The organism is Winslowiella arboricola (assembly GCF_025527015.1).
Lineage (GTDB): Bacteria > Pseudomonadota > Gammaproteobacteria > Enterobacterales > Enterobacteriaceae > Erwinia > Erwinia arboricola.
On sequence record NZ_JAODIM010000043.1, the window covers coordinates 136,967 to 149,210 of the forward strand.

9 protein-coding genes, 1 pseudogene and 1 other annotated feature are annotated in these 12,244 nt (G+C 53.9%); of the genes and pseudogenes, 2 read left to right on the forward strand and 8 right to left on the reverse strand.

The annotated features are described in order from the left end of the window. Positions 1 to 111: 111 nt before the first annotated feature. The 7 genes and pseudogenes from N5923_RS18270 to N5923_RS18300 form a co-directional block, all read right to left on the reverse strand. Positions 112 to 426, reverse strand: coding sequence for a BON domain-containing protein (locus tag N5923_RS18270; protein ID WP_267144943.1), 315 nt, complete (start codon positions 424 to 426; stop codon positions 112 to 114). A gap of 159 nt (positions 427 to 585) precedes the next feature. Continuing rightward, complete coding sequence (locus N5923_RS18275) at positions 586 to 2,817, reverse strand: M12 family metallo-peptidase (protein WP_267144942.1); 2,232 nt, start codon at positions 2,815 to 2,817, stop codon at positions 586 to 588. A 193-nt stretch (positions 2,818 to 3,010) separates the two neighbouring features. Next, positions 3,011 to 3,814 carry a tryptophan synthase subunit alpha gene (trpA, locus tag N5923_RS18280; protein ID WP_267144941.1) on the reverse strand — a complete coding sequence of 268 codons (804 nt, stop codon included), beginning with the start codon at positions 3,812 to 3,814 and terminating at the stop codon, positions 3,011 to 3,013. Further along, positions 3,814 to 5,004, reverse strand: a complete 1,191-nt coding sequence (trpB, locus tag N5923_RS18285; protein WP_267144940.1) for a tryptophan synthase subunit beta — start codon at positions 5,002 to 5,004, stop codon at positions 3,814 to 3,816. Before trpB ends, trpA begins: the two co-directional genes overlap by 1 nt. Before the next feature lie 54 nt (positions 5,005 to 5,058). After that, complete coding sequence (gene trpCF, locus N5923_RS18290; RefSeq protein ID WP_267144939.1) at positions 5,059 to 6,420, reverse strand: bifunctional indole-3-glycerol-phosphate synthase TrpC/phosphoribosylanthranilate isomerase TrpF; 1,362 nt, start codon at positions 6,418 to 6,420, stop codon at positions 5,059 to 5,061. 2 nt (positions 6,421 to 6,422) lie between these two features. Then, positions 6,423 to 8,015: pseudogene (gene trpD, locus N5923_RS18295) on the reverse strand (bifunctional anthranilate synthase glutamate amidotransferase component TrpG/anthranilate phosphoribosyltransferase TrpD). Next, positions 8,015 to 9,577, reverse strand: coding sequence for an anthranilate synthase component 1 (locus tag N5923_RS18300; protein WP_267144938.1), 1,563 nt, complete (start codon positions 9,575 to 9,577; stop codon positions 8,015 to 8,017). The pseudogene trpD and the gene N5923_RS18300 overlap by 1 nt, the downstream one beginning before the upstream one ends. Before the next feature lie 25 nt (positions 9,578 to 9,602). Next, positions 9,603 to 9,698: a sequence feature (Trp leader region), on the reverse strand. A gap of 171 nt (positions 9,699 to 9,869) precedes the next feature. Here N5923_RS18300 and rnm point away from each other — a divergent pair. Together rnm and N5923_RS18310 are read left to right on the forward strand one after the other, a co-directional pair. Further along, positions 9,870 to 10,742, forward strand: coding sequence for an RNase RNM (rnm, locus tag N5923_RS18305; protein ID WP_267144937.1), 873 nt, complete (start codon positions 9,870 to 9,872; stop codon positions 10,740 to 10,742). A 35-nt stretch (positions 10,743 to 10,777) separates the two neighbouring features. Then, positions 10,778 to 11,398 (forward strand): L-threonylcarbamoyladenylate synthase, encoded by a 621-nt coding sequence (locus N5923_RS18310; RefSeq protein WP_267144936.1) that lies wholly within the window; start codon positions 10,778 to 10,780, stop codon positions 11,396 to 11,398. 65 nt (positions 11,399 to 11,463) lie between these two features. On the opposite strand, the gene N5923_RS18315 is transcribed toward N5923_RS18310, so the two are convergent. Beyond that, positions 11,464 to 12,090: a serine protease gene (locus N5923_RS18315; RefSeq protein WP_267144935.1), complete on the reverse strand. Its 627-nt coding sequence runs from the start codon at positions 12,088 to 12,090 to the stop codon at positions 11,464 to 11,466. Positions 12,091 to 12,244: the final 154 nt, after the last annotated feature.

Here is a 12,244-nt window from a genome sequence, read left to right on the forward strand (position 1 = left end):
ACCGTGGAGTTGAGAGTCAATGAAAATTAGTGGGTGTTATAACCAGCTGTGATTTGCAGCAAAAAAATGGCCGGGCATTGCCCGGCCATCACAGATATCTCAGAGTTAGTACTATTTAATCTGCATATTGTTAACCACAGATTTGACGCCCGGCACGCTGCGGGTTACCTGCACGGCGCGATTGGCTGCCTGTGGTGAGGAGACAAAGCCGCTTAGTTGTACGCGACCTTTAAAGGTTTCGACATTAATCTCGGTCGATTTCAGCGATTTATCACCCAGTAGCTCAGCTTTCACCTTGGTTGTAACTACGGTGTCATCAAGATAGCCGCCGGTTCCTTCTTTAGTTGATGTTGGCGCACAGGCGCTTACAGCTAATGCAACCACCGCAGCGATAATCGCACCGCTGACGACTTTAAATAACTTCATTGTTTATCTCCCTGTCACCATCAATGGATATTTCCGTTACCAATAACGGAAGCCTTAATGATTGTGGGCCACAACCGCCAGATTTACCAATGTCAAAGCGTAAAAAAGAGAAAGGAAAGAGTGTCTTATCAGCTAATAAGCCACTCCCGAACCAGCCCATTAATCCACCCGGGTCCAGGCATCCCGCCAGTTTGAGCCTACCCCTGGCTGATAGTGATTTGCCGACGGCGAATAGATCCGGCACCAGCCACTGTATGGGAACGGTTTGCAGCGGTAAATATGGTTGTCGCTGCCCAGCACCCGCGTCCCTTCAGCATATTTGTTCATCTGATCGGGATAACGGTATTCATATTGCGCCGGTGGAGGCGTCACCGGTTCTGGCGGTGGCTTTACTGGCTCAGGTGGAGGTGTTACAGGTTCAGGCGATGGCGGAACCTCGGGTTCAGGTGGCGGCACCACAGGTTCAGGCTCCGGCACTGGTATTACTGGTTCTGGCTCGGGGGTAATAGTATCCACACTAAAGGCCAATTGCAGCCGTTGCGCCAGTGGAACCCAGATAAGATTGCGGTAAGAACTGGAGGGAACGTGATGAACAGAGCCGTCGCTACGCATTTCGCCTGCCTGCATTTTACCTGGCGTGGCGGTATTGATCGCCTGCGCCAGCTGTGATGGCCAGCTGTATTTATCTTCATTCTGCGCGGTAATGGGCAATGAAACCCGCGCCAGTTCCTCGCCGCTAAGGATATTGCGCAGCACCGCCTGTTTTATTGTGCCGGGTATCGCCGGGTTTTCACCGAAAAGCTGACCGATGGAGAACCAGTTCTCACCGTTTATCAGCGCATGAGTACGACGTGTTATCTGCAAATACTGTTTATTGACCAGCGCATTATACAACCACAGCTTATTTCTGTAGCCCGACCAGTTTACGATCTGAATATCACCATTGCTGTTCATTTCACCAGCACGCACCACATTCGCCGGAAAATGACGGTTAATATCTCCGGCAAGGTACATTGGCCATTCCCACTGACCGGTTTTGCTGGCAGGGAAATCAAAGCCCGACAACACCTGATTGCCTGACGTGTCTTTCAGCTGAACCTCAAAAAATTGCCGTGCCGGCAATTCAGCCTGCGACAGTAATTCACCCACCTGGGTCCAGTGGGTAAATGGCGGATAAAAATTAGCCACCGTTTGCCGGCGTTCATTCAGCAGTCTGGCGTTATCGTTGGTGGTTGCGCTACCAGCAATCAGATTAAGGTGCTGCTTATTGGGAGTAGACCAGAGATTGATTAACGGGCATGCAGGGGTGCAGGGATAGGACATAATGGTACGCCATCGCGGCATCTGGGCAGTTTGGCGGTAACCGTGCCCGTAAGCAAAAAGGGCATTATTGCCATGTTCCGGATTATGGGTGGCGCTCAGGTTATGGCCTATCTCATGAGCGAAGATATGATCGCTAATGCAACTCCACGCCACAACGCCAAACGCCGACTGTTTAATGGCATGGACGTAGGCGATACCACAACTGGATTTAAAATCGTTGCTAAGTAGCACCACCACATCGGCGAGATGCTGCTCGCGAAAAGCATGCACGATAGCGCCTAACTTCGCGTCCTGTGGATTACGCACCTGCGTCAGCATATCGCTGTTCAGCCCTTGCTCATCGTAATCAACATTGAGGATACCGGCATTTTCAAGCTCAATATGGATATCGCTATTTTTATAGCCCTGATTTGCATCGTTAATCGCCAGCGCTACCAGCGCCGGAATATCATTGACTCTGGCGCGAGCCTGATTAGTGGTGGCGACCATAACACGGATCTTAATTAATTCTCCCTGATCGGATGATGTGGCTGGTGGAGGAATGCTGCTGTTGGCTGAGGCTTCAACGGTATCATCTTCTCTCCAGGGTAAACGATCGCTGTCGGTTTTAATAATTGCGTGGTTACCTTCGCCCAGCGGAAATATCTGATACAGCTCGCCGTTATAATGGATGGCGCCGGTAATATTGTCACCGTTCCTGACCAGAATAACCTGGTTTATCAATGCGTCATCGGGGGAGGGATTAACCGAAGCCTTAATGGCACCCTGCCAGATGGCCAGACCAGCGCTGTCCTGTGTAAACGCTGTTTTATGCGCAATTAATATTTCATCTGGTTTAACTTCCAGCGCTATATCCTGGGCATCGTCCGCCAGAATGGCTGCCCGGGCGCGCATAATCGTAACAGACTGGGTTGACGGCAGATCAGCAAAGCGATAATTGTCCGGATCAAGCCTGTTTTGCGGCGCGGAAAACAGGGCATTATCTGCGGACCAGGCAACAGTGGCAATAAACAACAGCACGCACACACTTATCCAGCGCATCATCGTTTCACACCATGAGCTAATCATGATAATACCTCAGAACAACTCTCTTTATGGGGATGATGTTAATAAATGTAGGTGCTTTTTTGCTTATCACAAGCGTGGCGGTATTTAGCGATTTGCACTGAAGCGGGGCGGTTTAATAAGCCTGACGGGGATTGAATACCGGAGAAATAAAAAATAATGCCTTATCAGATTAATAAGGCATTTTGTGCAGAGATTAACGGCTGGCAGCCTTCAGTTTGCTGACAAAACTGTGTAATTCGGCCAGCAGCGCATCCGGATTTGCCTGGTTTTTTTCGATGATTTTAACAATCGCCGAACCGGAAATCGCGCCAGCTGCGCCAGCAGCAATGGCTTCTTTAACCTGCGATGGCTCCGAAATACCAAAGCCCTGCAGCGGCGGTGCGGCATGGTATTCACGTAATTTGTCGACCAGATGTTGCAGCGGCAAACTGGCGCGCTTTTCGGCACCGGTGACACCGGCACGCGACAGCAGGTAGGTATAACCGCGACCGTGGGAGGCGATTTCGCGTAGCAGATCGTCACTGGCGTTCGGCGGGCAGATAAAGATTGGCGCGATATTATGGCGCAATGCCGCCTGACGGAAAGGCGCTGACTCTTCAATCGGCACGTCGGCAACCAGCACCGAATCAACGCCCGCTGCGGCGCAACGCGCATAAAAGTTATCAATACCGCCGGAAAATACCAGATTGGCGTACATCAGCAAACCAATCGGCAAAGTCGGGTATTTCTGGCGAATGGTCGCCAGCAGTTCAAAACACTGGGCAGGGGTGACGCCCGCTGCAAATGCCCGCAGATTGGCACCCTGAATGGTTGGGCCATCGGCCAGCGGATCGGAAAAGGGGATGCCAAGCTCCAGCGCATCAGCGCCAGCGTCCACCAGGGTATCGATAATTTTCAGTGACAGTTCTGGCGTCGGATCGCCGAGGGTGACAAAAGGCACAAAAGCGCCTTCTCTGGCTGCGTCCAGACGTGTGAATAACTGCTGATAACGTTCCATCAAATCTCTCCCTTCGCTTTCAGAATGTCATGGACGGTGAAAATATCTTTATCGCCGCGACCGGAAAGATTAACCACCAGCAGCTGCTCTTTTTCCGGGTTATCACGCACCATTTTCAGCGCATAAGCGAGGGCATGAGAAGACTCCAGCGCCGGGATAATGCCTTCGGCGCGGCACAGCTCTTTAAAGGCTTCCATTGCTTCGTCATCGGTAATCGAGACATATTCGGCGCGGCCAATGCTGTTGAGATACGCATGCTGTGGGCCGACTGACGGGAAGTCGAGGCCAGCAGAGATGGAGTAGGACTCTTCAATCTGACCATCTTCGGTCTGCATCATTGGCGCTTTCATACCGAAGTAGATACCGACACGGCCATGTTTCAGGGGCGCGCCGTGCTCGCCAGTTTCGATACCGTGACCCGCCGGTTCCACACCGATCAGGCCAACCGAAGCATCATCAATAAAATCGGCAAACATACCGATGGCATTGGAGCCGCCGCCGACACATGCCACTACCGCATCCGGCAGGCGACCTTCACGCTCAAGAATCTGCGCTTTAGTCTCTTCGCCGATCATGCGCTGGAATTCGCGCACAATCGTCGGGTACGGATGCGGGCCCGCCGCTGTACCCAGCATATAGTGGGAGTTTTCGTAGCTGCCAGACCAGTCACGCAACGCTTCGTTACAGGCATCTTTCAGCGTTGATGAACCGCTGTGCACCGGAATCACTTCCGCGCCCATTAAGCGCATACGGAACACATTCGGTGACTGACGTTCGATATCTTTGGCGCCCATATAGATGCGGCACTTCAGACCAAGCAGGGCACTGGCCAGCGCTGACGCCACGCCATGCTGACCGGCGCCGGTTTCGGCGATAATCTCGGTTTTACCCATGCGCTTAGCCAGCAGCGCCTGACCCAATACCTGATTGGTTTTGTGCGCGCCGCCGTGCAGCAGATCTTCGCGCTTCAGATACAGACGGGTTTTGCTGCCTTTGGTCAGGTTCTGGCACAACGTCAGGGCCGTCGGGCGACCGGCATAGTTTTTCAGCAGGTCAGTAAACTGCGCCTGAAATTCCGGGTCGCGCTGCGCGCTGACAAACGCTTCTTCCAGCTGGCGTAGCGCTGGCATCAGAATCTGCGGCACATACATGCCGCCAAATTCGCCAAAGTAGGGGTTCAGTAACGTCATAGGATGTCTCTTTTCTCAGTTGAGAGGGCCGCCGGGCGCACCCGGCTCCGACAATTAGTAAGCTTTTAACGTCTGGAAAACGGCGGCGATTTTTGCGCTGTCTTTCACTCCCGGCGCACTCTCTACGCCGGAGTTAAAGTCAAGACCGGCACAGCCCAGCTGCGCGGCGGCGACACAGTTATCCGCGCCTAAACCACCGGCCAGCAGGACATTATTCAACTGCTCACCGGCGAGCAATGACCAGTCGAAACGCTGGCCGCTGCCGCCATTGCCGTTATCCAGCAGATAGCGGTCGACGTTTTGCCAGTCGCGTGCGGGCAGGCTCTGTTTAACGCTGAAGGCTTTCCAGATCTGCACGCTGGCCGGAAGCTGCTGACGCAGCGCATCGACAAATGCCTGATCTTCATCGCCATGCAGCTGTACGGCATGCAGCGACAGGGCTTGTGCCGTAGTGACAACGTCACTGATGGCCGTATTGCGGAACACGCCAACATACTTTAATGGCGCAGCGGCGATAACGGTGCGCGCCTGGGTAATATCAATCTGGCGCGGAGAACCGGCGGCGAAAATCAGCCCGCCAAATATCGCGCCAGCTTCACTGGCCGCCTGCGCATCTTCTGGCCGGGTTAAACCACAGACTTTATTATCGCCCAGCAGTACCCGGCGCACGGCTGTGTCGAGGTTATCTTCCGACATCAGCGCTGAGCCAATCAGGAAGCCATTGGCAAAGCGACTTAACTCACGCACCTGTGCATAAGTGCTGATACCGGATTCGCTGATCACCGTCACACCCGGCGCCAGCCGTGGAGCCAGCTGACGGGTGCGATTGAGGTCAATCGACAGATCGCGCAGATCGCGGTTATTAATGCCTACCACTTTTGCTTCCAGCGCAATGGCGCGCTCGAGCTCTTCTTCATTACTGACTTCGGTCAGTACACCCATATTCAGGCTGTGGGCGACGGCCGCCAGCTGACGATACTGCTCATCATCCAGTACCGAGAGCATCAGCAAGATGGCATCGCCCTGGTAGTGACGCGCCAGGTAGATCTGATACGGGTCGATAATAAAGTCTTTGCACAACACTGGCTGCGTGATGGCGGCGCTGACAATTGGCAGAAAATCGAAACTGCCATGGAAATATTTCTCATCGGTCAGTACTGACACCGCTGAAGCATACTGTTTATAGACACCGGCAATGGTCGCCGGGTCGAAATCTTCACGGATCACCCCTTTCGACGGCGAGGCTTTTTTACACTCAAGGATAAACACCGTGCGGGTTCCCTGCAGTGCATGATAAAAGCTGCGGCTGGCCGGCGTGACCTCATTCTGGAAACTGGCCAGAGGCTGCTGCGCTTTCCGCGCTTCCAGCCAGATCGCTTTGTCCTGAACAATTTTTTTAAGTACGGTATCCTGCATGATTATCCTCTTGCTGCCAGTGCGACGACGCGTTCCCAGGCCTGGCCACTGCGTATGGCCTGCAGGGCGCGCTGGGCATTTTCACGTAAATCTTCATGTCCGAAGACTTTTAATAGCATCGCGACGTTAACCGCAACCGCCTCTTCATGGGCGCGCTCGCCATTACCCTGGAGCAATCGCGTCAGAATGTCACGATTTTCTTCCGGTGTACCGCCGGCCAGCGCTTCTTTCGGATGGAAGCTTAAGCCAAAGTCTTCCGGCGTCAGCTGGTAGCTGGTGATTTCGCCATCACGCAGTTCAGCAATATGGGTTGCGCTGTGCAGCGCCACTTCATCCATACCACCGCCGTGAACTACTGCTGCGCGCTGATAGCCCAGCACTTTCAGGGTCTGCGCAATCGGCAGCACCAGCTCCGCGCTGTACACGCCAATCACCGCCAGCGGTGGACGCGCCGGGTTGATCAGCGGCCCCAGCACATTAAACAGCGTGCGGGTTTTCAGCTGCTGACGCACCGGCATCGCGTGGCGAAACCCGGTGTGATACTGCGGCGCAAACAGGAAACAGACATTGAGATCGTCCAGTGCCTGGCGCGCTTTATCGGCGGGCAAATCAAGGCTGATGCCGAAAGCGGCCAGCAGATCGGAGGATCCCGATTTGCTTGAGACGCTGCGGTTACCATGTTTCGCTACTTTCAGCCCACAACTGGCGGCGACAAAGGCGCTGGTGGTGGAGATATTAATGCTGTTACTGCCGTCGCCGCCGGTACCGACAATATCGGCAAACGCATAATCCGGGCGAGGGAAGGGTTTGGCATCTTCCAGCAGCGCGCTGGCGGCGCCGGCAATCTCTTCCGGGCGTTCGCCGCGTACTTTCATTGCAATTAGCGCCGCTGCCAGCTGCGTCGGTTCAAGCTGGCCGGTAATAATAGCGGAAAACAGCTGGTGGCTTTCGGCCTGGCTCAGGGTATGCGCCTGATATAGTTTTTCCAGAATATTTTGCATCTGATTCTCCTTAGATTACGCCAGCGCCCAGGCCAGGGTCTGCTCAAGCAGATGTGCGCCCTGAGAGGTAAGAATGGATTCCGGATGGAACTGGAAGCCGCAGACGCGATCGGCGTCATGACGCACTGCCATTACCATGCCGTTAAAGGTGGCGTTAATCGTTAATTCGTCCGGGATGTTGCTGCCAACCAGTGAGTGATAGCGCGCGACCGGCAACGGATTGCTCAGCCCGGCAAACATCGCTTCACCGTCATGGCTAATCGACGAGGCTTTACCGTGCAGGATCTCACCCGCCTGACCGACATGACCGCCCCAGGTTTCGACAATCGCCTGATGACCAAGGCAGATGCCGATTATTGGCAGTTTGCCGCGCAGACGCTGCAACAGCTCCGGCATACAGCCCGCTTCGGCTGGCGTGCCAGGACCAGGTGACAGCATCAGCACTGGATTCTGCATGCCCTGCAGACGTTCAATCAGAATGTCTGCTGGCATATTGTTACGGTAAATCACCACGTTATGGCCAAAGGCGCGTAACTGGTCGACGAGGTTGTAAGTAAAGGAATCGATATTGTCGAGCAGCAGGATATCGGCCATCAGAAAATCTCCGTGCAATGATGAGCGGTAGCGATCGCGCGCAGTACCGCGCGGGCTTTATTGCGGCTTTCATCGGCTTCGGCTTGTGGATTGGAATCCAGCACCACGCCGGCGCCTGCCTGAACCGTTGCCACGCCGTCTTCCACGTAAGCTGAACGAATCACAATACAGGTATCCAGATCACCGCTGGCGGTGAAGTAACCCACCGCGCCGCCGTAGCTGCCGCGACGGGTGCCTTCGGCGCCAGCAATCAGCTGCATGGCGCGCACTTTTGGCGCCCCGCTCAGGGTGCCCATATTCATACAGGCGCGATAGGCGTGCAGCACATCAAGGTCGCCGCGCAGTTTGCCTACCACACGTGAAACCAGATGCATCACAAACGAGTAGCGGTCAACTTTGGTTAAGTCAGCGACATAGCGGCTGCCGGGTTCGCAGATGCGCGCCAGGTCATTACGCGCCAGGTCAACCAGCATCAGATGCTCCGCCAGTTCTTTATGGTCGGTGCGCATCTCCAGTTCGATACGGCTGTCGAGATCGCGATCCAGTGAACCATCGGCGTGACGACCGCGTGGGCGGGTGCCGGCAATCGGGTAGATCTCAATCTGACGATCGCTGGCGTTATATTTCAGCGAGCTTTCCGGCGAGGCGCCAAACAGCGCGAAATCCTGATCCTGCATAAAGAACATATACGGGCTTGGGTTGCTGTTTTTCAGCGTGTCATAGGCTGCCAGCGGCGACGGACAAGGCAGCGAGAAGCGACGTGACGGCACCACCTGGAAAATCTCACCAACGCGAATCGCTTCCTGCATCTGGCGCACTATTGCGCAGTACTCTTCATCGCTCTGGTTGCAGCTCAGCGCCATATTTTCCACTGACTGCACCGGCAGCGCCGGGGCTGGCTGCAGCATCTGGCCATGCAGCTGTTCGATACGGCTCTGTAAACGCTGGAATTCGGCAGTCGAAGGGGTAAACAGGCTGGCCTGCAGACGTGAGGTCTGGGTCTGGTGGTCAATCACCAGCAGCGTCTCGGCCAGATAGAAACAGTAATCAGGACAGCGTTGTTGATTATCCAGCGCGGGCAGCTGTTCAAAACCGGCCACCAGGTCATAAGCAAACAGACCGCCAAGCAGCATCGCTTCACGCTCTTCTTCCGGGGTGCTAACCAGCGTCGGGAGCAGGCGCAGCGCATCAAACACTGACAGCGATTGCAGACGTGAGTCCTCATCCTGCAACTGATCGACTTCTGCGAAAGTCAGCAGGCGACCGTCGGGACGAATCTGGTTATCGACACTGGCAGGCAGGGCGGCATCCAGCAGCGGCAGCAGCGCACGGCCATTTTCGGACAGCGCCTGAATGGTGACGGTTTTATCCAGCGCCGTAATGCGCAGAGCGCTGTCGACGATCAGCAGGCTTTTCAGATTACGTTTACTGTCTATATCTGCGGATTCAAGCAGCAGGGTCGCCGGGCGTGCGCCGCACAGCTGATGGAACACTGCGGCCGGATCTTCGCGGTAAGGCGCATTGCCGGTAATTAACTTCAGGGTAGGTTTGGCAGATGGCATGATATTTTCTCTAATCTGTCACTCAAAAAAAAAGCCCGCTTTTAGCGGGCTCGGGATCTGCACGGGTTCAAAATGTGCATGACGACGTCGCCCTTCAGGAAGAAGTGCGCCACCAGCCAGGCATATTCATGATTACACTCTTTATGATTAAACCCTTCATGTCAGATCCTTTGTGCGCGTGAACTTGTGTACTAGTTAACTGGTTCGGAGGAAAAATGTCAATACTCTTTTTCCCCCGCAGATAAATTCCCGTTATCATGTCGTCTTACTCTCTTACGTAACCGGAGCACTTTTGACTGCCGTAACGCCCCTCAGTAACTTCCCCCTTTACGATCTTCACAGCCACACGCGCGCTTCTGATGGACTTCTCACCCCAGAGGCACTGGTACTGCGTGCAACTGAGATGCGGGTTGGCGTGCTGGCGATCACCGATCACGATACGGTCGGCGGTATAGAAGATGCGCGTGCCGCCATTGCGCAGCATCAGCTGGCGCTACAGCTTATTGCCGGGGTCGAGGTGTCGACGCTGTGGGAGAACCATGAAATTCATATTGTCGGCCTTGGCATTGATATTCACCATCCGCAACTGACGGCGTTTTTGCAAGGGCAGAGCGATTGCCGCATGGCGCGCGCCCGGCTAATGGCGGAACGACTGGAAAAAGCCCAAATCCCCGGTGCGCTGGAAGGCGCGCTGCGTCTGGCCGACGGGGGGGCGATTACCCGCGGCCATTTCGCCCGATACCTGATCGAGCAGGGTAAGGGCGCCAATATGGCGCAGATTTTTAAAAATTACCTGGCGCGTGGCAAAACCGGTTACGCGCCGCCTCAGTGGTGTACAATAGAACAAGCTATTGATGCGATTCATCATTCTGGTGGTCGTGCGGTGCTGGCTCATCCGGGACGCTACGGCTTATCGGCCAAGTGGCTAAAACGGTTGATGGCCCATTTTGCTGAATCTGGCGGCGACGCGATGGAAGTGGCGCAGTGTCAACAACCACCTCAGGAACGTAGTCAGCTGGCGCAGTATGCGCGGGATTATCAGCTGGCAGCATCGCAAGGCTCCGATTTTCATCAGCCCTGTCCGTGGATCGAATTGGGAAAAAAACTGTGGTTACCCGGTGGCGTTGAGGCCATCTGGACACGTTACCCGGATATCGCGCAGTAATATTCCCGGACATCAGGGGCGACAAGAGGTCTGTTATGAGTCAATTTTTCTATATTCATCCGGAAAACCCACAACCGCGCCTGATTAAGCAGGCGGTTGAAATGCTGAACAAAGGCAGTGTGATTGTCTATCCGACCGATTCCGGCTACGCGCTGGGGTGTAAGCTCGAAGACAAAAGTGCGCTGGAGCGAATTTGCCGGATTCGTCAGCTGGATGGTCAGCATAATTTTACGCTGATGTGCCGCGATCTCTCTGAGCTCTCCACCTATGCGCACGTTGATAACACCGCGTTCCGCCTGATCAAAAATAATACGCCGGGCAATTACACGTTTATTCTGAAGGCGACCAAAGAGGTGCCGCGTCGTTTAATGAACGACAAGCGTAAAACGATTGGGCTGCGTGTGCCGTCTAATCCGATTGCGCTGGCGCTGCTTGAAGCGCTGAATGAGCCGATGATGTCGACATCACTGATGCTGCCAGGCAATGATTTCACCGAGTCGGATCCGGAAGAGATTCAGGACAGTATTGGCAAAGTGGTGGATTTAATTATTCATGGCGGCTTTTTGGGGCAGCAGCCAACCACGGTTATCGATCTCACCGAAAGTGTGCCGGAAGTGATGCGTGAAGGGGTCGGCGATGTCACGCCTTTCCTGTAAAAACCACGCCTGAAAAAAAACTGCGCGGGCCGCATATTGCGTGCGGCCCCAATTATTGCGTTTCCTTACGACGTTGATTTAGCCAGCCAATCCTTAAAGTCGGTATAAGGGATATATAACGACACATCCTTGAGAATTTCTTTACCACTGCGTTTATTTTTTATTGAAGAAGTAAAGCCAACAATAACGCCGCCGATACTGTCATCGCTGTTATAAACGGCGCCGCCAGACATCCCTTTAACTACGCCGGCATTTGATGCCATTGCGACGCAGGGGCGTTTATTCCATTCATTGCGAATGCCGGTGCGGGCGAGGTTAATGCCTTTCGATTCAACTGGCATAGCGGAAATAAAACTGAAGCCATACATTTTTACCGGGTCGCCAACGCCGCTGCTGCGGAATTTAGGCAACTCTTTTATGTCATTTTTATGATAAATAATCGCAAGGTCACAGTAAGGATGGTAAGCCTTAACACGTTGCACGGCAAACTTCGCCACGTGTGCGGCCGTAAGACTGTACTCAGGAGTGATGGGGATACTGGTGCCGAGCGTGCCGAGGCCAAGAACGGTAGGGACGCCGGTAAAACTCATATCAACGCGCTTCAGTGCTTCGCTGCTATACTCATATTTCCCTACAGAGCATCCTGTCAGCAATAGCGCGGCTAATGCTGGCATAATAGTCAGTATTTTCATGATGTTTCACTTCGTTTTTGTGCATATCGGAAATCCCTGGTGAAGACTCGTGATATGCAAATTTTGCACTGTTTTATTCAGCGCTATTAATGTCAGGTACATGCCTGACACGTTTTGGGTAAATCTCTTACAAAAAAATTACGTTTTACTGTAT

Coding starts and splice junctions, on each gene's coding strand:
- N5923_RS18270 (WP_267144943.1), bottom strand. CDS start 426: ATGAAGTTATTTAAAGTCGTCAGCGGTGCGATTATCGCTGCGGTGGTT.
- N5923_RS18275 (WP_267144942.1), bottom strand. CDS start 2,817: ATGATTAGCTCATGGTGTGAAACGATGATGCGCTGGATAAGTGTGTGC.
- trpA (WP_267144941.1), bottom strand. CDS start 3,814: ATGGAACGTTATCAGCAGTTATTCACACGTCTGGACGCAGCCAGAGAA.
- trpB (WP_267144940.1), bottom strand. CDS start 5,004: ATGACGTTACTGAACCCCTACTTTGGCGAATTTGGCGGCATGTATGTG.
- trpCF (WP_267144939.1), bottom strand. CDS start 6,420: ATGCAGGATACCGTACTTAAAAAAATTGTTCAGGACAAAGCGATCTGG.
- N5923_RS18300 (WP_267144938.1), bottom strand. CDS start 9,577: ATGCCATCTGCCAAACCTACCCTGAAGTTAATTACCGGCAATGCGCCT.
- N5923_RS18310 (WP_267144936.1), top strand. CDS start 10,778: ATGAGTCAATTTTTCTATATTCATCCGGAAAACCCACAACCGCGCCTG.
- N5923_RS18315 (WP_267144935.1), bottom strand. CDS start 12,090: ATGAAAATACTGACTATTATGCCAGCATTAGCCGCGCTATTGCTGACA.